This is a genomic window from Weissella sagaensis, assembly GCF_010306265.1.
In the GTDB taxonomy this organism is placed as follows: domain Bacteria; phylum Bacillota; class Bacilli; order Lactobacillales; family Lactobacillaceae; genus Weissella; species Weissella sagaensis.
This window is the reverse complement of record NZ_BLKA01000009.1, coordinates 1-21,693: the sequence shown is the minus strand read 5'-3', so window position 1 is coordinate 21,693 and position 21,693 is coordinate 1. Positions and strand designations below refer to the sequence as shown.

At 36.4% G+C, this 21,693-nt stretch carries 21 protein-coding genes; 15 read left to right on the top strand and 6 right to left on the bottom strand.

Going from position 1 to position 21,693, the window contains the following annotated elements:
* Positions 1 to 54: 54 nt before the first annotated feature.
* Positions 55 to 939: an FAD-dependent oxidoreductase gene (locus G7Y65_RS08290; RefSeq protein WP_231467272.1), complete on the bottom strand. Its 885-nt coding sequence runs from the start codon at positions 937 to 939 to the stop codon at positions 55 to 57.
* 10 nt (positions 940 to 949) lie between these two features.
* On the opposite strand from G7Y65_RS08290, the gene G7Y65_RS08285 reads away from it, so the two are divergent.
* The 6 genes from G7Y65_RS08285 to G7Y65_RS08260 all read left to right on the top strand — a co-directional run bounded on the left by G7Y65_RS08285 (position 950) and on the right by G7Y65_RS08260 (position 4,756).
* Entirely contained in the window at positions 950 to 1,813 is an 864-nt protein-coding gene (locus G7Y65_RS08285) for an AAA family ATPase (protein WP_165314793.1), read from the top strand.
* 256 nt (positions 1,814 to 2,069) lie between these two features.
* A complete protein-coding gene (locus G7Y65_RS09385) occupies positions 2,070 to 2,609 on the top strand; it encodes a hypothetical protein (RefSeq protein WP_240006023.1) in 540 nt (179 codons plus the stop codon).
* A 159-nt stretch (positions 2,610 to 2,768) separates the two neighbouring features.
* The gene (locus G7Y65_RS08275; protein WP_042493532.1) at positions 2,769 to 3,332 is read left to right on the top strand and encodes a recombinase family protein; all 564 of its coding nucleotides are present in this window, start codon (positions 2,769 to 2,771) and stop codon (positions 3,330 to 3,332) included.
* Positions 3,333 to 3,445: 113 nt separating this feature from the next.
* Positions 3,446 to 4,237, top strand: a complete 792-nt coding sequence (locus G7Y65_RS08270) for a ParA family protein (RefSeq protein ID WP_042493534.1) — start codon at positions 3,446 to 3,448, stop codon at positions 4,235 to 4,237.
* A 71-nt stretch (positions 4,238 to 4,308) separates the two neighbouring features.
* Entirely contained in the window at positions 4,309 to 4,545 is a 237-nt protein-coding gene (locus G7Y65_RS08265) for a ribbon-helix-helix domain-containing protein (protein ID WP_042493535.1), read from the top strand.
* A gap of 19 nt (positions 4,546 to 4,564) precedes the next feature.
* Positions 4,565 to 4,756, top strand: coding sequence for a hypothetical protein (locus G7Y65_RS08260; protein WP_042493536.1), 192 nt, complete (start codon positions 4,565 to 4,567; stop codon positions 4,754 to 4,756).
* Positions 4,757 to 5,546: 790 nt separating this feature from the next.
* Here the strand turns inward: G7Y65_RS08260 and G7Y65_RS09565 are convergent.
* The 3 genes from G7Y65_RS09565 to G7Y65_RS09560 form a co-directional block, all read right to left on the bottom strand.
* Positions 5,547 to 5,687, bottom strand: a complete 141-nt coding sequence (locus tag G7Y65_RS09565) for a transposase (protein WP_353939045.1) — start codon at positions 5,685 to 5,687, stop codon at positions 5,547 to 5,549.
* Between the two features lie 129 nt (positions 5,688 to 5,816).
* A complete protein-coding gene (locus G7Y65_RS08250) occupies positions 5,817 to 5,984 on the bottom strand; it encodes a hypothetical protein (RefSeq protein WP_165207172.1) in 168 nt (55 codons plus the stop codon).
* Positions 5,985 to 6,084: 100 nt separating this feature from the next.
* Entirely contained in the window at positions 6,085 to 6,180 is a 96-nt protein-coding gene (locus G7Y65_RS09560; protein ID WP_137600973.1) for a transposase, read from the bottom strand.
* Between the two features lie 507 nt (positions 6,181 to 6,687).
* On the opposite strand from G7Y65_RS09560, the gene G7Y65_RS08240 reads away from it, so the two are divergent.
* From G7Y65_RS08240 to G7Y65_RS09480, 3 genes are all read left to right on the top strand, one after another.
* Positions 6,688 to 7,914, top strand: coding sequence for a mechanosensitive ion channel (locus G7Y65_RS08240; protein WP_042493538.1), 1,227 nt, complete (start codon positions 6,688 to 6,690; stop codon positions 7,912 to 7,914).
* A gap of 831 nt (positions 7,915 to 8,745) precedes the next feature.
* Positions 8,746 to 9,165 carry an SDR family NAD(P)-dependent oxidoreductase gene (locus G7Y65_RS09485; RefSeq protein WP_254003866.1) on the top strand — a complete coding sequence of 140 codons (420 nt, stop codon included), beginning with the start codon at positions 8,746 to 8,748 and terminating at the stop codon, positions 9,163 to 9,165.
* 77 nt (positions 9,166 to 9,242) lie between these two features.
* Positions 9,243 to 9,410 carry an SDR family NAD(P)-dependent oxidoreductase gene (locus G7Y65_RS09480; protein ID WP_251939997.1) on the top strand — a complete coding sequence of 56 codons (168 nt, stop codon included), beginning with the start codon at positions 9,243 to 9,245 and terminating at the stop codon, positions 9,408 to 9,410.
* 213 nt (positions 9,411 to 9,623) lie between these two features.
* Here the strand turns inward: G7Y65_RS09480 and G7Y65_RS08225 are convergent, their stop codons facing one another.
* Complete coding sequence (locus G7Y65_RS08225; protein ID WP_042493540.1) at positions 9,624 to 11,738, bottom strand: ATP-dependent Clp protease ATP-binding subunit; 2,115 nt, start codon at positions 11,736 to 11,738, stop codon at positions 9,624 to 9,626.
* 668 nt (positions 11,739 to 12,406) lie between these two features.
* Between G7Y65_RS08225 and G7Y65_RS08220 the strand changes: the two genes are divergently transcribed.
* The 4 genes from G7Y65_RS08220 to G7Y65_RS08205 all read left to right on the top strand — a co-directional run bounded on the left by G7Y65_RS08220 (position 12,407) and on the right by G7Y65_RS08205 (position 17,457).
* On the top strand, positions 12,407 to 12,760 hold the full coding sequence (locus G7Y65_RS08220; protein WP_042493542.1) for a MobC family plasmid mobilization relaxosome protein: 354 nt from the start codon (positions 12,407 to 12,409) through the stop codon (positions 12,758 to 12,760).
* Entirely contained in the window at positions 12,742 to 13,914 is a 1,173-nt protein-coding gene (locus tag G7Y65_RS08215; protein WP_165314792.1) for a relaxase/mobilization nuclease domain-containing protein, read from the top strand. Before G7Y65_RS08220 ends, G7Y65_RS08215 begins: the two co-directional genes overlap by 19 nt.
* A 1,868-nt stretch (positions 13,915 to 15,782) precedes the next feature.
* The gene (locus G7Y65_RS08210) at positions 15,783 to 16,937 is read left to right on the top strand and encodes a RepB family plasmid replication initiator protein (RefSeq protein ID WP_042493545.1); all 1,155 of its coding nucleotides are present in this window, start codon (positions 15,783 to 15,785) and stop codon (positions 16,935 to 16,937) included.
* Positions 16,930 to 17,457, top strand: a complete 528-nt coding sequence (locus G7Y65_RS08205; RefSeq protein WP_042493547.1) for a helix-turn-helix domain-containing protein — start codon at positions 16,930 to 16,932, stop codon at positions 17,455 to 17,457. The genes G7Y65_RS08210 and G7Y65_RS08205 overlap by 8 nt, the downstream gene beginning before the upstream one ends.
* 322 nt (positions 17,458 to 17,779) lie before the next feature.
* Here G7Y65_RS08205 and G7Y65_RS08200 read toward each other — a convergent pair whose 3' ends face one another.
* Complete coding sequence (locus tag G7Y65_RS08200) at positions 17,780 to 20,047, bottom strand: ATP-binding cassette domain-containing protein (protein ID WP_165314791.1); 2,268 nt, start codon at positions 20,045 to 20,047, stop codon at positions 17,780 to 17,782.
* A gap of 382 nt (positions 20,048 to 20,429) precedes the next feature.
* On the opposite strand from G7Y65_RS08200, the gene arsC reads away from it, so the two are divergent.
* Both arsC and G7Y65_RS08185 read left to right on the top strand, forming a co-directional pair.
* Positions 20,430 to 20,846 carry an arsenate reductase (thioredoxin) gene (arsC, locus tag G7Y65_RS08195; protein ID WP_010276791.1) on the top strand — a complete coding sequence of 139 codons (417 nt, stop codon included), beginning with the start codon at positions 20,430 to 20,432 and terminating at the stop codon, positions 20,844 to 20,846.
* 489 nt (positions 20,847 to 21,335) lie between these two features.
* A partial coding sequence (locus tag G7Y65_RS08185) for an ABC transporter ATP-binding protein (RefSeq protein WP_165314790.1) occupies positions 21,336 to 21,693 on the top strand: 358 nt, incomplete at its 3' end.

The following is a 21,693-nucleotide window of genomic DNA, read 5'->3' as shown; positions in this document are numbered from 1 at the left end:
GATCAAAGTTCCTGCAATGAATCAACGTTATCGCAAGAAGATTACAAAAATTAATTATTCAATTTGAGCAAACAAATCATTTAATGCTTCCGTCATTGTCGGATGTGTGTATATTTGGTCTCGCAAAGACTCAGCAGAAAGATGATTTTGCATGGCTATACTAATAATATTAATCGTCTCAAATGATTCCTCGGCATAAATAGTTGTGCCCAAAATTTGATGTGTATGCGGATCTATTAATTCTTTATAGCTACCTCTTGGATTACCAATCACTTGTGACTTCGGAACACTAGAGGTTAGCATTTGCAAAACCTTATAAGGAATTCCCGCCTCTTTTAGTTGTGCTTCTGTTTGTCCAACACTACTAATAGCTGGATTTAGAAAAACTGTGCTAGCAAATACAGGTCGATTTAAACGGCTTCTTGTCTTATCACCATATAGATGATTGACCATAATACGCCAATCATCTAAGGAAATATAAGTAAATTGTGAACTACCGGCAACATCACCTAAAGCATAGATATTTTTAACATTGGTTTCTAGTGTATCGTTTACTAAAATTTCACCGTGACTACCCGTTTTAATGCTTGTTCGTTCTGAGTGCAAATCAGCCACATTTGCTTTACGTCCTGTAGCAACCAACAATCCATCAGCTTGTAGTTTCTTAACTCCACTTGGCGTGTTTACCGTTAAGGCTACTCCGTTTAGTGTATCAGACACCGCTATTAAGTTACTTTCTAATAAAAAGGATATACCATCCTCTTCTAAATCATTCTTAGCTTGTTGAACAATTTCAGGTTCAAATTTCCCCAAAATCTTAGGTGACTTATCAATGATCGTCACATGACTACCAAATTGTGTATACATTGATGCAAATTCTAAGCCAATCGGACCACTACCTAGAATAACTAATTCTTTTAATTGTTTATCTTTTTCCAACAGTGAGTTAATGAAGGTAGGATTTGGATTCGAACTAAGAATTGATGCTGAGAACAGTAACTATACCGTTTGGCACAACACGGATAATATTCAATTAAGTCTTAGTCAGCTAAGCGAAGGTGAGCGCAGGTTTATTGCATTTATTCATTTTTACTATGATCTATTCAAAGTACCTGAAGAAAAGATAGCCGATGGGGTATCAGCAGTAATCATCGATGATCCAATAACAGGCCTTGATTCTGACAATAGGTTCTATCTGACCGAGTTGATCAATGGGTTTATTAAGTTTGCCATTAAGTCAAAGGTTCAGGTTGTTGTCCTAACCCACTCTTCACAAGACTTTCATAATTTTGCCTATGGCAGTGGCAAGGATACAAAATGGTTTAGGATTGTCAAGGATGAACAAGGGAAATCTAGTGTTGAATCTGTCAGTCAAGAAGAGAAAAACAATTATTCTGATTATTACCGGACTACGTTTGAATCGCTGATGTCTTTCGCTCAATTATCTAAAAGAAAATTAAATGAGTCTCACCTATCTTACGGTAATAAAGCAAGAGTGATTTTCGAATCGCATGCAAAATCCCACTATAAGTTGATGTATGCGACTAAAGCATCGTATCCCGAAATCAAGAAGTTTTACGAAACTCCTGACGAATTAGATGCGGAGGTTCAAAGAATGTTAGACGTAATTAACTCTTTATCTCATGGTCTAACTATCATTGACAATTTAGACATATCACCAAAGGAGCTTCAGACAAATGTAAGAACGCTATTGCATATACTCTGGCTTAAGGACGAACAACATGTGTTACAGATGGTAGGTAACAAAATTAACAGAGAAAATCTCAATGACACAATGGAATGGTTAAGCTAATTTGCAAAAGTGTCACCACAGTTATGTATATGTCTGTTGGCATCCATGGGAAACATCATGGGAAACATGTTGATAATCATTGACGGTCATTGAAAGTAAAATGCTGATTTAGCAGGCATTTATCGTCAATGGTTATCAACCTATCGGACTCATTGAAATAATCAAGTGTGAAATAAACCGAAATTGTTAACATTATATATTTATTTTATATATTATTTGATTAAAGAACTAACAACTATAATGAAAAGAGATGGCGATGTATAATAAATTACATAACTTTTATAAAAATACTGATTTTATAATGGCTTCATTTGAAAGGCAATTTGACAGATTTTTAAAAATAGGATGGGATGAAGATACTGCAGTACGTGTAATTATATTTAATTTTACGAGAGAATATTTTGACAAAATGGGGATAACGCCTCAGCAATTTAAACAGTTCTTTGATTTGCATCATAACGAACCTAGTTTTAATTATGAAAATGTTTTTATGTGGGCACGTATAGTTAAAAAATTAGATATAGATGCAGCCAATACTATTTGGCCACGTTTTATGACTGAAAAAATTAGCATTGATAATGTGGACGTAAAAGATCCATTTGAAGATTATTATGATGAACATAACTTGGCTGAAAACAGTCAATACAGTGATATGGGAAAAAAGCAATTAGTTATTGAAGCCGAATATTTACACAATTCTTTATGTAATATTTTGAAATATATTGATAACGGAGGTGTAGATATAGATGTTGTTAAAGCAGAAGTATATGACGGCATTTACGAAAGTCGCATTTAAATAGCCATAAGGGGGGCGTAACTTAACAGTTGTGTCGCCTTTTTTTGTGCCTTATAATTAAAGGTGTTAGAATGCGTCATAACTTGCCGCCATAAATACATACCCTTTTTTACTGCAAAAGTACCAAATTTGCTATATAAATCAGATTGGAGACATAAGATGAAATACGGTTACGCCAGAGTGAGTACCACGGATCAAAAATTAGAAAATCAGATTGAGAGTTTAAAAAATTCAGGCGCTGAAATAATCTATCAAGAAAAGTTTACTGGTACAACGACTGAACGCCCTGAATTTAATAAATTGCTGAATGAACTAAAAGCAAATGATACATTGATTGTGACAAAATTAGATCGCTTCGCACGCAATACTAGAGAAGCCCTTGATATAATTCAAGACCTATTTAAACGTAACATCAAAGTTAATATTCTGAACATGGGACTAATTGATAACACGCCCACAGGGCAATTAATTTTTACTATTTTTAGTGCTTTTGCCCAATTTGAACGAGACATGATTGTGACACGAACCCAAGAGGGTAAAATATACGCTAAAACACATGACCCCTATTTTCATGAGGGACGCCCACAAACCTACACAGATGAACAAATACGTTTAGCTTATAAGTTGCGCCAACAAGGCATGACTTACAAAATGATTGCTAGAAAGACAGGCATTAGCGAACGTACACAACAAAGGCGATTCAAAGATATTTATCCCTTATAATTATACGTATAAATATAAATTATACGTATTAATTGTAAACATCATTATGCTATGTTATTATACTTATAAGGATAAATATTAAGCATACTTAATGCGTATGAGGAGGATTAATAATGAAGATTATTACGTTTTCAGCCATAAAGGGTGGCGTTGGCAAAACAACACTTACCTTTAATTATGGTGAGTGGTTAGCTTCCCACAACAATAACGTCCTGTTTGTCGACTTAGATCATCAAAGTAATTTAACTCAAACCTATGGAATTTATGATAGTGCAGAAACTGTCGGAAATATCTTTTTAGGAAGAGGCAAAGTGAAAATACATGAAATCAAAGACAATATTAGTTTAATTGCCGGAGATATGCACTTAGATGATATTGAAAGAGATCTGGAAAATAAAACAAATAAAAATATGTTGCTATACATGTGGTTATCAGATAACTATGATCGTTTGAATTTAGAACGCTTTGATTATATTATTTTGGATAGTCACCCTGATTTTTCTACGGCAACCAAAAATGCAGTGATTATTAGTAACGCTATACTTAGCCCAATTACACCTAGTGAACATGGCTACAATGCAAAATTTAATTTAGAAGAACGCATAAACGAATTACAAAAAGAAGCAATAGATTATTCTAGTAGACAATCTTATGTAACTGCTAAGTTATTTTTTATTGCTAACATGATTAAACATAATACTAAATCTTCCCACGAACTGCTAGAAGCATTAAAAGATGACCCTAACGTCCTTGCAACAGTTCCAGAAAAAGAATTATTTAATCGTTCTACACTTGATAAAACGTCGTTATCAACAATGGCTCTAGATCATAAGACATATATTAATCAACGTGAATTTTTTGATAATATTGATAAAACATTCCAAGAAATTACTAACAGATTATAGACAATAGATATATTTATTAATCATATGTATACTTAGTACGTATGCATATTAAGTATAAAGGAGAATTGGATATGGCATTTAACCCAGAGAATAAACAGATAAAACAAGCTCTACAAAAAACAGAGCAATTTGAACCCAAAGATAAATTAGTAATTCCTGTATTTAATGATGCAGATGAAGATGAACGAACAAAAAATTATACATTTTCACTTCAACCAAGTGTCAGAAAGAGACTTGACGCTTTAGCAAAAGAACATAATTTTAAATCTGCTTCTAAGTTTCTTAATGAACTAATCAAAAACATGTGATAGAAAGGAGGCAGATAAAATGGACCAATTAAAGGATAGTATGAACAGTAACCCAGTAATAAATGAAACCCCTGCACCTAGAATTTCAAACTCTTACACTTTAAAACAAAACATTGCTAATAAACTAGCTAGACGTGCTAAAGAAAAAGAGCTAACAGCTTCTAGATATTTAGAACAACTATTAAAAAAAGAATTTAACTTGAACGGCTAAAAAGAAAGGAAGCCATGAGTGTTGCGGGTGTTCCCATTAAAGATGTTTAGTTGGAAGAGAGATAGGCACTATGTGATGACCCAAACTGGGGCCTCAATGTTGACAATGGAAAAGCAAATTAACAAAGTAGTGGCTGCCGAAGATCCCTTAGTTACTAGCGATTTACACCAGGGAATAGGTGAGGTCAATTTAGGACGCGCATATTTTTTGAACCGCCAATGGTTGACTTACAGGAACTTTGGGAATACTCTTCACATAACCCTGACCCTGCTAAACGTAAGTTGTATGACGCTTTGTGGGAGTACGTAATAGGTAAATACCAAAACGATATAATTAGCGAGCATTATTTTACTATCTAATTAAAACGGCTGAAACCCTTGATATGAGCGGAAGTGAAAATTATGAATATTAAACTCCTGATTAATTATTTACTAGCTGAAAAAGCCCATGAATATAATTTCAAAAGAAATTCCCAGCAATTATGTGATACAATGCCTCTTTATGTTGGCAATCATGGAGGCTTTATGTTATGGATGTATTTTGTTACAATTAATTAGTATCGAATGTATAGTATTAAGTAGATAAGGAGGTTACTATGACTAAAGATAGTACAAAAAAAGATAAGAGTGAAGAAGAATCTACTTCATTAAGCCCTCAGAAAGAAGTTAAGGGTAGGCCAGCACCAGCGGACTATAAAAAGGCAGAGTGATTTTTTTACTCGTTAACTAATACTAAAGGCTATTCAAGCGACTGAATTTTTCATAAATTTGGTTGCTTTTTGTTTATAATTTTACAAATAGGGACCTTCTTGAAAAGAAATTAAAATACGTAAACAAAATAGTTCAAAATTGTGAAATGAATATGCTATCCGTTTGATAGCTTTTATCTTATTGTTGGTCATTTCTACGGATCTGTTTGAGAATGTGTAAATAAAGCTATTTTAAATTTCTGATATGTGGTGTTTTAACATTTGGCGCGATTTTTTCATAGTTTCAGGTAATCGTTGGAAACGTGGATCTTGATAATCAGTTTTGGTAGTTTCCCATAATTGGTTGGAGTCCTAATAACGAGCAGTGTACAGCACATCTTGATAAAAATTGTAAGCAGATCGTAGTTCTAGAGACAAAGCCAATAGATAATCAATAACCTCTTGATCTGTTAGATAAGCATAACGATAACCACGACGCTTACGAAAATCAATGTAATTTAGTGCGGTTCCATCTTTCAAAATAAATTTCCAATAATTATCTAATTGCCTATAAGTCCGTGTTCCTGTAATATGAATCTTTCATTGTTTGAATACGAATTGTGTTCAATGAACGATAGACTTATGTCACGACATGAAATCGATCGGTAATGATTTGGCCATGTAGAAATAAATCATGAATTATCTGGCGATAAGGGGTAAATAAATCAATAATAATCGTTTTAACAGCAGTTCAAATATGGTAAGAATACTGTTTAAAGTAGTAACACAGACTATTGCTATAACGGATTATGCATGATATCAAATACGCGGTATGACTTTAATTCCAATCAAAATCTCGATATACTTCCCCACGTTATAGGTCATTCCTAGAGGGATCTTGTGTGACAGACTAATTACAGCTGATCTGTTTTTTGTGCTTGCCATAAATTATATACAAGTATAACAAAAAGGTACCGAGGACTAATCTTACAGATTAGTCCTCGGTACCAAATATTGTAGAACATTTATTTAAAAGATCTTGTTAAATAAAAAATTTATATATATTAATGTCTATCATAGTATTAATTCACAAAGTAGTTAAATCTGAGTGTCTTTATGAAGTGTGATCTTTTAGATAGTATTATAATAAGATGATACTAAATAAATATAATTTTTTACAAAATTATTTATCTATGATAGTATCTACGCGTAGTTATTCTCAATTGTAGAAAGGAATCATTTTATGGATATTACAAAATTATGGCAGTCATTTCAAAATATGTTGCCTACTCTGATTAAAGGGCTAATATTAATACTAGTTGCATGGCTTTTGGCTATACTTATTAAGTATCTAATTACTAAGGGCTTCAAAAAAACTCATCTAGACCGATATTTTGTTAAATGGAATATTTTTACTAATATGGAACAGGCAGATGCTTTGATAACTGCACTTGGTAAGATATTCTATTATTTGGTTTGGCTACTTTTTTTGCCAGGAATTTTTACAACTTTTGGCTTGGATTCAATCGCATCGCCAATCACAGACATGATGAATTACATTTTAAGCTACTTACCTAATATTTTATTGGCAGCTGTCTTACTAACGATTGGGTTCCTCGTTGCCAAGCTTGTTAAGAACTTAGTCTACAATTTAGCAGCTACCCTAAAAGTTGATCATTACATTGATAAATTTGTTGGTACGTCGCCTAACAAAGATACGAAAGACTCAATTGCCAATGTTTTGGCGATGGTCTGCTACTTACTTGTCTTGATTCCAATTGCGATCGTTGCTTTAGAAGCGCTTAAGATCTCAACGATCACAAAGCCACTTGTTACCGTTTTGAATAGTATCTTAGCTGCTATTCCAGACATTTTGGTTGCTGTAATCTTACTGGCAGTCGGTATCGTGATTGCAAAGGTTGCTGGTAATCTTGTTACGAGTTTGTTGGCCAATACTGGTATCGATAAAATGGCGGCAGAAGCCTACCCTAAAGAAAAAGCTCCAACAACTGCTCTTTCCAAAATTTTAGGTCAGGTTGTTGCAGCCATTGTAGGCCTCTTCTTCGTTGTTGAAGCTTTACACGCCCTTAAGCTCGAAGTGCTAGACACGGTAGGAAAGGCAATCATTAGCTACTTACCGAACTTATTATTTGCTGTGATAATTCTAGGGCTTGGTTTCTTTGGTGGTCAGTTTGTCGGGAAAGTCCTTACGAACGCTACTAAAAATAAATGGCTCGGTATGATTACCCAAGTAGTCTTTGGAATTTTCGCCGTCTTTATGGCCTTAGACCAACTAGACTTTGCCAATAGTATCGTTAACACCGCATTCCTTTTTATCGTCGGTGGCCTTGCAGTGGCCTTCGCCCTCGCCTTTGGTTTGGGCGGGCGACATTTTGCTCATAACCAATTAGAAAAATTGGACCATAAATTAAGTGATCAAACAAATGAGAATGACAATGGGAATAAATAATTCTTGGCAACTAGCTATACAGGTACCCATTTACTAAAGATAATTAGCCAAAGACGATACTGACTGCCAATACGAGGCTGTTAGTATCGTTTTTAATTTACTTAAAATTAGTTCTAAGTGGGTTTTGCCGTCTTATATTTAAACCCCGATAGCAGCCACTATACCAAATTTCAGCTCTCTGTTAGTGATTGGACTAACTCAGGGTATAAACTCATAGTGGTCATGATTGTGGAAACTCACCTCATACCTACCTTAGCTCTGGGTAAAATAGTAGCCTGGCTGACCCATTTAAAGACGTTGCTTAGCAGCTGGCCAAATGACGTTGTCGGCTTGCCAAGTATCGATAACTCCTAAGGAAAATAACAGGAAGCGTTATATTTTCACGCCACTATAGGCATGTTAGTATGTGCATAATCGTTAAGGAAATTATTTCTAAAAACATAAGTTAACCTAAGGAGGTTCACTGTATGGCTAAAGATAGAGATGACTAGAAAATGACGAGAGAATAAGCGGGGCAAAAGGGCGGCAAACAGACCGCTAAGACCCACGATAAGGATTTCTATGAAAAAATCGGGGAAAAGGGCGGTGAAAAAACTGCTGACACCCACGACAAAGATTTCTACAAGAAGATTGGTAGAAAAGGTGGTAAAGCTATAATATATAGGGTTACTATACCGTCACATTACATTCTTACCGCTTTCCTTAACGAGGTAAATAATAAAAGTAAAGAGACTATCAGGTTGATAGCCTCTTTTTTCTTAAATGCAACTTAGGTGATTTTTACCTGTGCCGCAATCCAAAAATTAACAAATTTCTGAGGAGGTAGTTAACATGCCACATGAACATGGGCCTAAGAGCCAAGGACCAAAAAAAGGTTATTTGCAAAAAGATGAAGACGCTTATTTAAGCGAACAACCGAAATTGGAAGCATATGGTTATGCGCCAGGCCAGTCATTGAAGGACAAAGTCGCTGTAATTACTGGTGGTGACAGTGGTATTGGTGCCGCCACGGCTATCTTATTCGCCAAAGAAGGAGCACAAGTTGTGCTCGTGTATTATGAATCTGACGCCGATGCTGATAGAACAGCGAAGAGAATTAGTGAAGTTGGTAAAGAGCCATTGGCTTTTGCCACTGATATTGGTAGTGAAGATGCAGTGGTTGAACTAGCGGATAAAATCACAGAAAAATTCCCCAAGGTTGATATCCTGGTCAATAATGCAGGAGAGCAACATGTACATGAACACTTGTAGGATATTACTGCTGCTGAGTTTACAAGAACATTCCAAACAAATGTTTTGGGAATGTTTATGCTAACTAAGCATTATTCATGTTACTTAGCCAACATGATGCGATCATTAATACAGCTTCGATTACTGCATATGCAGGTGCACCAACTTTGATCGACTATTCAGCTAGCAAGGGAGCCATTGTATCATTCACACGTTCTCTGTCACAAAATAAAGATATGTTAGAAAAGGGTATACCCTATGCATAATTTAAGAAGAAAAAAACTATCATTTTTGTTTACATTTAAATCGGTCATAAGTCTAATAAAGATAGCTTTTATTAGGTAAATTTTAGTTATTAAAAATAACAAAACCAATAATCCTTATTCTGAACTAAAACCCAAATAAAAACGAGGATCACAGAAATTAATCTGTCATCCTCGCTTTCCGTAAACAAAGCCCAAAGTAAGCTGTTTGCTAAGTTAGGCTTGCTCAATCACGATTTGATCATCCTTCAAATCAGCCTTCAAGTTTTTGATATCTAAGTGGTCAAGGTAGAAATCCGTTACCTTATCACGAATTTGTTGTTCAATCACCCTTCTTAATGGACGAGCTCCCATTGCTTCGTCATATCCTTGTTCCATCAACCAATCCTTAGCTGCATCGGTTACTTTCAAAGTCAAATCCTTTTTCGCTAGTGTTTTTTGAACATCGGAAATCATTAAATCAACAATCTGACTTAAATCTTGCTTAGTTAGATGTGAGAATTCAACGATTCCATTGAACCGGTTTAGGAATTCTGGACGGAAGAATGGAGCCAACTTATCCATTAAAGTTTGGTCTCTGTCTGCATCGCCAGTTAACTTTTCATTACCAAATCCAGCATTGGATGTAGCAATAATAATGGTATTCTTGAAGTTAATTACATTACCCTGTCCATCCGTCAAACGACCGTCATCCATTACCTGAAGCAAAAGCGTCAATACTTGTGGATCTGCTTTTTCAATTTCATCTAGTAATACAATTGAATAAGGATTTCGACGTACTCGTTCCGTTAAGGTATTAGAGTTATCATCATAGCCTACATAACCAGCTGATGTACCAATTAATTTTGAAACAGCAGTCCGATCTGAATACTCACTCATATCCAATCGAATGATTGCATCCTTATCACCAAACATGTCTAATGCTAATTGTTTAGCTAATTCAGTTTTACCAACCCCGGTTGGACCAACAAATAGGAAACTACCGATAGGCTGTTCACCTTCTGAGAAGCCAGCTCGATTCCGACGAATAGCTCTAGCAACCATTGCTACCGCTTGATCTTGACCGATAACTTTACTCTTTAAGCGACTATCCAAATCTTTTAACCGTTCAATATCATTAGCACCCATATCTGAGACTGGAATTCCCGTTAACCGTTCTACTGATTGAGCAACATCATCAACGGTAGCCACTACTTCTTCCTTTTTACCTACATTATCAATTTGCTTATTAGCAGCCTCGATTTGTTGCTTCAAATCCGCGGCCCGCTTAAAGTCTTCTTTTTCCACCGCTTGATCTTTTTCTTTTTGCAATTGATTGAGCTTTTCCTTTAAAGCTGTTTCATCATTTTCAGGCTGATGTGCTGCCAAATGAGCCGCTGTCATATCAATCAAATCAATTGCTTTATCTGGTAGCGTTCTTTGTGGAATATATTGGATGGAGTAATCCACCGCTGCCTTCAAAACATCATCTGGCAATTTTACATGATGATGTTCTTCATACAAGTTTTTGATACCCTTCAGAATTTTAAGAGTGTCTTCAGCATTAGGTTCATTGACTACAACATCATTGAATCGACGAGCCAAAGCTGCATTTTTCAAAATTGTATTGCGATATTCATCTTGGGTAGTGGCACCAATAACGGTTAGTTCGCCACGAGACAATGCTGGCTTAATAATATCAGCTAAGCCTTTACCACCGTCTTCACCACCTGTTGAACCAGTACCAATTATCTGGTGGATTTCATCAAAGAATAGAATAATATTGCCAGCAGCCTTAACTTCCTTGACTAAGTCTTTGATGTTCTCTTCAAAAGAACCGCGATACTGAGTTCCAGCTTCTAAGGAGGACAAGTCAATAGAGTAAATTTCTTTGTCCCGAATTGCTTCTGGAACTTTACCATTTACAATCGCTTGCGCCAGTCCCTCAACTATGGCTGTTTTACCAACCCCCGCATCGCCAACTAAAATTGGATTGTTTTTGGTTCGACGGCTTAAAATTTCCGCTGTTTCTTGAATTTCATTTTCACGTCCAATAACTGAATCTAGCAATCCATCGCGTGCTTGTTCTGTTAAGTTGGTTCCTAATTTTTCTAAAATACCACCCTTTTTAAGAGCTTGTTGTCCATCTTTAGATACTTCAATTGTTTTTGCTTGTTCTGGTAATTTACCAGTTGCTCGATATTGAGTAAACTCGTCTGAAGTTAACGATTGACCATTAACCAAGTAGCGAGCAGAATCTGAGTTAGGATTCCCCATACGTTTAAATACTTGGTTAAAAATATCATCCATATCATTATTGAAAAAAGGATCATTTCCGTAGGAATTTGCCATATTACAATGCCTCCATAAAAACTTATATGTGTAACTTAGTGACCATAATACCCTTTCGAACTACGGCTAATTGTATCACGACTTTTATGTATCACTAAGTAAAATGCTTATCAGTATATTAAACGAGATAATTTGAAATACCATTACAACAAAACCTTTCAGGACAAATTGCCGTTAATTAGTATATCAAAATATAATATGTAACTACATAATATATTTTTTGCGATCAATCTAGCTTAGATTGCCCTGTTCGGGCAGAACTTTCCATGAAATAGTCTGCTGGAAGATCTCCTGCTTAGAGCATGCGTCAAGTGCGAAATTTGTCTTGATGAAATCATGCTTATTATGCAAAATAATTCGGCAGACAGCCCCCGTCGGGTAGACGCCATTTGCGGATTTATTCCGCAAATGGCATACGCAACGATTGGTAAAAAGTGGCTAGCATATAGCTAGTCATTTTTCCATGAGTTTGCGTAGCTAGGGGGTCAAGGGGCGAGCGCTAGCGTCCCCTTTGCAAGCACCAAATCAGTCACTTAAGTGGCTAGCATGTGGGTTGCTTGCCAAACCCCACGAATTGATTTATTATGTGAGTAGAAACCCTTAGGGTTTCACGAGCTTAATCAATCAATTCACTTGCCTGAAAGGCAAAACAAAGGGAGGTGGGGTTTGTGAGCGAACAACACAATATGGCTAGCTCTCTATCCGATAAACAACCCAATCGGAAAGACAGTCGGCAAATCAATTTTAGAGTGAGCGAGCAGGACTATTTAAAGCTTTCGCAATCTGCGAAAACTTTAAATATGTCCGTGCCTGCTTTTGTCAAAAAGAAGGCACAAGGGGCACGGATCGTTGCCCCTAAGATTGGCGCAAAAGAAGCCCAAGAATTGACCCGTCAATTAGCAAAAATCGGGGGCAATCTTAATCAATTAACCAAACATGCCAATCAAGGGGGCAATGTCCCTGCCCAAGCATTGCAGGAACTGCAAAGTGAGGTGGCACACATATGGCAACAACTCACATAAAACGGTCTGCCAGCGCGTCACGCCTTGTCAATTACGCTGAAAAACGGGCAGTTTTAAAAGACGGACTAAACCTTGATGTTGACTACGCAAAAAGTCAATTTAAACAAGTCCGTGAAGTGTATGGTAATCAAGGCAAAACACAAGCGTATGCTAGTCGTATCTCGTTTAGTCCCAAAGAATTTGACCCGACAAACGAAAACGACCAACAAAAAGCGCTCGATATTGCCAAAGAAGTGTATCAACAAACCTACCCTAATCAACAAGTGGCACTATATGAGCATGCTGATACGGACGCCTTACATATTCACGCTGTCATTGGGGCAATCGACTTGGAAACCGGCAAGAAAATGCACGGAAATTGGCAAGAATATCGTGAAAAGCTCGTTCATAACACCGATGAAATCGTACAAAAACATGGACTAGAAGTAACGCACCCTGATCCTGAACGCTATGAAAAACGTTCTATGGCAGAAATTAAAATGCATGATCGTAGGCAACCCACATGGAAAGAGCAAATAAGGCAGGCTGTTGATAGTACGATGTCTAATCAACTTATTTCCGATTTTCAAGCGTTTAAAGACGATTTAAAACAAAAAGCAATAGATGTATGGGAACGAGGTAAAGACCTTACCTATCAGCTAACTGGGACGAATTATAAAGCTCGTGGCAATAAACTTGGCACAGCTTACGAAAAGGAGGCAATTTACAATGAGTTGGAAAGACGTACTAGAGACCCAAGATACAACCAAACAGATACCAGAAACCCAGATACAAACAGATTTAACAGCGCTCAATCAGACCCTGAAAGAAATCAGGAACTATCAGGGCACACAAATTCAACTACAAAGCAAACAACAAATCGAACTGACCGAACAGCTGACACAAATCGACCAAGCCAGCCAAAAGGTCAATCAAGCCTTTCAAGAGACCTTGAACAATTTAGAGAACAGCAAAGAAACCAGCAGAGAACGATTAGTCGCTCTGCTCAAAGACGCTCAAAATCAGTTCAACGAACAAACAAAGACGGTCAATCGCAAAACAATCGACGAATTGCAACAGATAAACAGTCTGCAAAAGAGCAACAACACCACGTTGAAAGCCCTAAACGACAGCCTAAACCAGACCGTTCAAAGGACTATGGACCAAGTCGCTAATCGGTTATCGACTGAAATTAATCAAACTCATAAAAAAATGAGCTGGTTTGAAATAAAAAATTATTTGTATGCTATTGTACCAACAGGATTGCTCTCAGGGTTCGTATTTTGGTTTCTTACATATTTTTTCGCATAACTAATATTTTTTTATGTATACTGACCTGTTTTTTAACAGCACACAACTCTCTCAATGCCTCACAACAAAACGACTAATTCAAATACTATCGTTATAACCAGCTCGCAAAGCTCTCTCTCGACATTTCACCAACAATCCCCTAAGTGGGGCAATTGGTGAGCTTCATTATGTGCATCTCATAACGACTGACTTTCGTCACAGTAGATTACGCGCAAGCTATCCCTTACAACCCATTCGGTTGTGTTTTGACGTTGTTTATATATTGTTAACATATGAAGATATTGACAACTAAAAAACGTCTCTAAACCATCATTAGAGACGTTTTTTCATATAGGTAACTGTTTAACCCTTTACACAATCCGGGGACTACCGACTTCGATTCATTACTGAACCAGCTTCTCCGCAGGCTTTATGTCTTCATCACGGCGCAACCCGTGACCGAATCCTAATTAGCTATCCAAACGTGGACTAATTAGCATTTCCTCTCCATTTCTTTGTTTACACTGTCCATGGAGCGCACAGCAAGGACCTTCACTTAACGTCCTAGAGTCCACCTAGGCTTCTTTTTAGCTGCGTGAGTTATACGCTTGTTTGATATCGGTTAACACTACTCCCCGGCAAAAGAAAAAGGCTTTGTGGTTCTCTCATCAAGATCCACAAAGTCCGTTGTTATCGTCTTTGCCAGGAATTTTCCTGTCTTTTTTTCTAACCATATCTTGTCTAAAAACTTTACACCGCTACCAGATATGTTATACTTAAAAGTAAATCTTGATGTGGTTGTGCACATCAAGTCATACCAAGTGGGACGCCAATCCCGACAAGGTACTTCTTATAAAAAGCAATCTCCAAGAACACCAATTCTTGGGGCTTTTTTTTGCATTTGTATTTAATTGATGCTTTCAGTTTACCACAGCAAACCCTTTCATGAAACAGGTAATTCATATCTACATAATTAAAAAATCATAGAAAGTCATCTAAGTTGTGTTTAATTATTTGCAGTGCGTGGTAAAAATTTCTGAAAAGATACCTCATTAAATGCTATATACAACACATAGCGAATAGAGAGTCATATGGGTGAAACGGTAACTGACTAACTCTTTTCTACTTGTATTTTCATATTACTTGTTTTTCTTGTATGTATATTTTATTGGCGTAGTCAAATATGGTAATTTTTTTATTTTAGTTATTGCCCCTTGGTTAATTTAGTTGTACCAGTCGGTAAGTGCTTTTAATAGCTAGAATGTACATTCTAAGCAACTTTAAATTTTTGTTTATATCAATATATATTTAAAATTACCTATAACGATGTAATAGGCAGTTTTAAACTTACTGGATCTTCAATAAAGGTCCTCCGATAAAATGCGCTGAGCTTGTTTATCAATCATAGTGATATGAATAAACTCTTTTGAAATAATTTTTTAAAGGTGAAGAAGGCACAGCCTATTATAAGTTTATCTTATATATTTTAATCTTTTGTTCTTTTGCGTGGTTATAAATCCAGTAATGACAAGGGTTTTAAACCTAATAGGTCTACAAAAAACTATGTATAGGTCTACAAAAAACTATGTATAGGTCTACAAAAAACTATGTATAGGTCTACAAAAAACTATGTATAGGTCTACAAAAAAACTTTAAATGTAGTTACTTCGGTGTACAATAAAAGCATAAAGAAAATCCTGGCTAAAAGTTTTTCTTTATGCTTCTAATAACACGCACAAAGGAGCGTATTTGTATGGCTATTATAACAGAATTGAATTCAAGGAAAGAACAGACAGCGCCTGATTTGGCGAAACGTAAAGTGGTCGAACATAATAGTTTAATCACGTCCATTGCCAAAATGGATAAGACGCCACTCAAAATGTTTGAGCTAGCTGTGTCTTTAATTGATACGGATAATCCACCCAAAGATCAAACAGTGTATTTATCGAAACGGGAGTTGTTTGCGTTTTTTAAAGTTGATGACAACAACAAACATAGTCGATTTAAAGAAGCTGTTGAAAAAATGCAAAAGCAAGCCTTTTTTCAGATTAAAAAAGAACAAGACAAAGGTTTTGATTTTGAGAGTATTGTACCGATTCCTTATGTTAAATGGGCTGATTATCATGATGAAGTCACTATCGAGTTCAGTGACCGAATTATGCCATATTTAATTAATCTAAAAAATAATTTTACGCAACATGCTTTGTCAGACCTTGCGGAATTAAATAGCAAATATGCTATTATTTTATATCGATGGTTATCGATGAATTACAATCAGTATGAGCATTATCACGTTAAAGGTGGACGCCGAGAGGCACAAGTTGAAGGTTATCGTAATCCCATAATAAGGATGCATGAGTTACGAGAAATGACTGATACTGTTAATGAATATAAAAAATTTGCAAACTTTGAAACTAGGGTATTGAAAGAACCTTTAGCAGAAATTACAGATCGTACTAGCTTTAATGTAGCGTACGATAAGGTAAAAAAAGGACGGAGTATTGACAGTATTGTCTTTCATATCACGAAAAAACAGGTGGCAGACGATACTAGTTACAAACAAGATGACCCAGCCTATATTGACGGTAAGATAAGAAAAGAAGAAAGTGAAAAAGACCTCGTGTATGAAGCTATGAAGAGCCCATATACAAAATTGCTGATGGAACATTTCTTATTGTCGTATATTGATTTGACGGATACGGCTATTTTGTCAGGGCTACAGAAAAATGTTTATCCACTCTATGACGAATTAAAAGAGTTACGTGGTTTAAAGGGCGTGAAAGAACACTTAGCATATATCAGAGATAAACAAGATGACTATTCGAAAAAGAATATTGCTAAGTATCTTAAAAAATCAATTGAACAGTATCTACCAATCGTTAAAAGGCAGGATATAGATCATGAGTGAAAATTTAAAAACAATTCGAGAACTTGCTGATGAATTGGGCGTTTCAAAGCAGGCCATATGGCAAAAGATAAAAAGAGATACGTCAATCGATTTACGTCAATTTACATCAACAAAAGGTAATACCGTTTACGTTAATGTTGACGGCCAAAAGACTATTAAATCAATGTTTAAAAATGGTTCATCAACTAAAGAACATCAACATAAAGATGATATTGACGACAACGAAAAAGATGATGTTTATGATCAAGATGAAGTGAAATTCCTTCGCAATTTAGTATCAGAAATTCAATCTGAAAAGAAGGAGTTACATAAATTACTAGACCAGCAACAAAGATTGGCCTTACAGGACAAACAACTGCTCGAAGAATACAAGGCAGAAATTACGGACTTGAAAGCCTTAACTATGGCACCGCATGATGATGGTGAAAAAGAAGTGACGTCAGACAAACAACCGGAACCTGAAAATAGCAGCCCGGAGTCACAATCTAAACCTAAAAAGTGGTGGCATTTTGGTAAATAGGTACAACTAAAAAAGAAAAGAAGACTAGTTAAATAGCGGAAGATAAATTTGAACAAGCTGTAGCTGCCAAGCTAAAGGGTGAAGGCTGGGACTGCCCCACAGATTATTCTGGTGTAACGGTTGATCGATTATATGATCACTGGCGCGATATTTTAAATGTCAACATGGTGAACTTGAAGGTGTGTTAAGTCACACGAATATCACAGAAAACAAAAGGCATGACTCCCTGCGAATACAGGGAACATGCCTTAGCAGTTTAAAAATATTCAATTTTGTCTAACTTTTGTGTTGCACTTTAAATGAGGTGATCTTTTTGAATCTTTTAAGAAATTATAGCTGCTAATGCAGCACCAGTCCGAGAGTTTTTATCGTTTAGGCTATCTTTTGGATGACCTTCAAAACAAACTTGACCGCCGAATTTACCAGCATTGGGTCCCATATCGACTAACCAATCGGCTCGTGAAATTAATTTCAGATTATGTTCAATCAGAATTAATGTATTGCCCTTATCAACCAATCCTTCAAATAAATCGATCAATTGTTGAGTATCCTGTAAGTGCAATCCGGTTGTTGGTTCATCTAAGAAATAGATTCGGCCGGTATGATTCAATTCCATTGCTAACTTAACACGTTGCACTTCACCACCAGATAAAGTGGTCATCGACTGGCTAAGATTTAAATAACCAAGTCCAACTTGGTAGAGTAGACTAACCTTTTTGTAGATATCTGGCACATCTTTGAAAAACTCTAAAGTGTCGTTGATAGAAAGATTTAGAACCTCAGAAATATCTTTGCCATGATAAGTGTATTGTAGTGCTTCTTGGCTATAACGTTTCCCATGACACAACTCACATTCTTGGACGATTGGATCCATGAATGCCATCTCGGTGATCATCACACCTTTACCTTTGCAACGGGGACAAGCACCTTTACCGTTATAACTAAATAGTTGTGTTGAAACGCCATTGTTGGCTTTACTGAAAAGCTTTCGTAGAGGATTTAAAATGTTCAAGTAAGTTGCAGGTGTAGAACGAATATTCAAACCTACAGAATCCTGACTCAAATCAATATAGTCTTGATCAGAAACTTGTTGTTTGAAAGCTTGGACTAAAGTACTTTTCCCAGAACCTGCTGGTCCAGATATCACGGTCATTACACCGTGAGGGATTCTGGTAGATACGTCTTTTAAATTATGAGAAGTTACATGACTAACATTTAGCCAAGATTGAGGTTCACGAGGCTTTGGGAAAGTGATTTTTTCTCGTAACATTTTACCCGTAATCGTATCTGACCGTAATAGTTCGTCGTAGGTACCAGTGAAAGTTACCTGACCACCATTTTTGCCGGCTTGTGGTCCCATCTCTACGACATAATCTGCTGTCGAAATAATGGCAGGGTTGTGATCAACTAGGATAATGGTATTGCCATGTTCCTTGAGCTTTTTTAAGGATTGGGTAATTAATTTAATATCGTGAGGATGGAGTCCTACACTTGGTTCATCGAGTACGTAAACTAAATCGGATAGGGAACTCGTCAAATATTTGGCAATTTTAATTCGTTGAGCTTCTCCACCAGATAGAGTATCAGTTCCACGGCCAAGGGAAAGATAACCTAAACCAATGTCGACCAAAGCTTGAACTTTACTATGTAGTTCACGCACCATTGTTTTAGCCTTGGGGTCCGAGATATTATCCAAAAATTTTAGGACACTTACTAAATCCATATCGCTGACTTCTGCAATATTTTTGCCAGCAATTTTACTAGTTAGAGCCTTTTTGTTCAGACGTGTTCCATGACATACTGGGCAAGTTTTTCGAGTGACAATCTTTGATAAGGCAGCTTCATGATGACGACCTGAGGCACTATGAATAACAGAGCGAAGCATACGTGGAACTAGTCCTTCATATAATGCCGTACGGCCCCAATTTGCCGGTGGATTTTTTAATTTTTGTTGCGGAGCGTGCATGAATAAATCATATTCTTCATCGGTGTAGTCTTTAATTTTTTTGTCTAAATCAAATAATCCACTGTTGCCATATTCCTTCCAACGCCAAGTTCCCGGTTGAAACCCGGCAAAGGTCATTACACCTTCATTGAGTGATTTATTAGGATCAATTAATTGACGTTCATCTACGTCGTCAACAAAGCCTAATCCCTGACATTTTGGACACATTCCCTGAGGTAGGTTAAAGGAAAACCATTCAGAATACCCAACCCAAGGCTGTCCAATTCGAGAAAACATCAAACGTAAGACGGAATAGATGCCGGTGTAGGTTGCCAGAGTAGATCGAGAATTACGACCAATAGGCTTCTGTTCAACCACAATTGCCACTGGTAAGTTGTCGATTCGGTTCACTTCAGGTTGACCGTATTTAGGCAAATATTGTTGGGTGAAACTAGGAAAAGTTTCATTCAATTCACGTCGGGAAACAGCGGCTAATGTATCAAAAACTAAAGAGGATTTACCAGACCCAGAAAGACCAGCAAATACAGTCGTTTTGTGCTTAGGAATATCTAAACTGACATCCTTTAAGTTATTTTCTTGAGCTCCATGGATAGAGATAGTCCCATCTGCAAATAAATCAGTCATAAAAACCCCCAACAGTAAATTTATAATTCCATTATATATAGAAATCTCGTTTAACAAAAATAATCGGATCTAGAATTTTTGGTGTTGGAAAGTATTGCTCTTATGCTAGATTTACGGACAGATTTTCTTCTGCCCTGTAAACTAATAGCATAGGAGCATTTTTTAATATGATTCGATACAAAAAAAGAATTTAAGCAGTCTCTTGTTGAGATGCACAATCAAGGTCGTTCATATACTGATCTATCCGCTGAATAATTCAGAAATGATTGCGTTAAAGGTCTATAATTACATAGAAGACCTTAATACTTATACACCTATGTTGATGGAAGCATTGCATTTAAGTTTATGGTATTATACAAATTAAAATTATAGGTGGTTTAGAATGAAAAAAATTTATTTTTTATGTACAGGAAATTCTTGTCGCAGTCAAATGGCTGAAGGATATGCAAAAAAAATATTGCCGGCAAATGAGTTTCAAATCGAGAGTGCAGGGATTGAAACTCATGGGTTAAATCTAAATGCTGTTAAAGTTATGGCTGAAGATGGAGTAGATATTAGTAGCCACTACTCTAAATTAATTGATCTAAATTATTTGAACACTTCAGATTTAGTTATTACTTTATGTGGTGATGCCAAGGATAAATGTCCTATGCTTCCCCCTCAAACCAAGAGTTTACACTGGCCTTTATCTGACCCAGCGCAAGCCACAGGAACTTTAGAAGAACAACTACAAGAATTCCGTAAGGTTCGTGATGAAATTAAAAAATTAGTTACAAGTTTGAATAACTACGTTCATTAATAAAAAAATGCCATATAGTGCCGCAGTAAAACAGTCCAATTAATTTATTGACTTCTAAGGAAAATACCAGGACTTTGGTTATGAGCTAGATATGTGACTAGGCACTCACTAAAATGCCCTTCCATTCAGGGGCTATTATTATATAATGACCCCTCTAAAAGACTATTAAAACAGCAACTATTATCTAATAGTTAGATAACGGGGGTTGTTTTTTTATAAAATGATATAATACTCCCTAGATAGGAGAAAACGTATGTCTAGACAAAAACGATCGATCAAGGAAAATAATGATAAATTAAAAGTTCAATTAGAACTCCTCCGTAGTTATACGGAACACTTTGACTCAGGTATGATTCATATGGATTTGCCAATGGCTACACAGGTTCGTGTATTAATACATCAAACAGATAAGTCCAATTTATTGACTTCTGAGCACTTTTTCATCCGGCTGTTGTCGGCGCCGATCATTGTGCGATCGGGGGTGGGCATATGAATTCATTGATTAGTTTAGAAAAAATTAATTATCAAATCGCTGATCAACATATTTTACATGATGTTGATTGGCAGATTCCAGCTGGGGCTCATATTACATTAACGGGACCATCCGGTGGTGGGAAAAGTACGTTATTACGGATCATTGCGGCCATGATTTCTAAAACAAGTGGGACCTTGCTTTTTGATGGGCAGCCGATTGAAAGTTATGACCCAATCATGTATCGGCGGCAAGTCTCATATTGTTTCCAACAACCGACGTTATTTGGTGAGACGGTGGCAGATAACTTAGCTTTCCCGTACCAAATTCGTAAGCAAGTCATGGATACGCAACGAGTGGTAACGGCGTTAAATA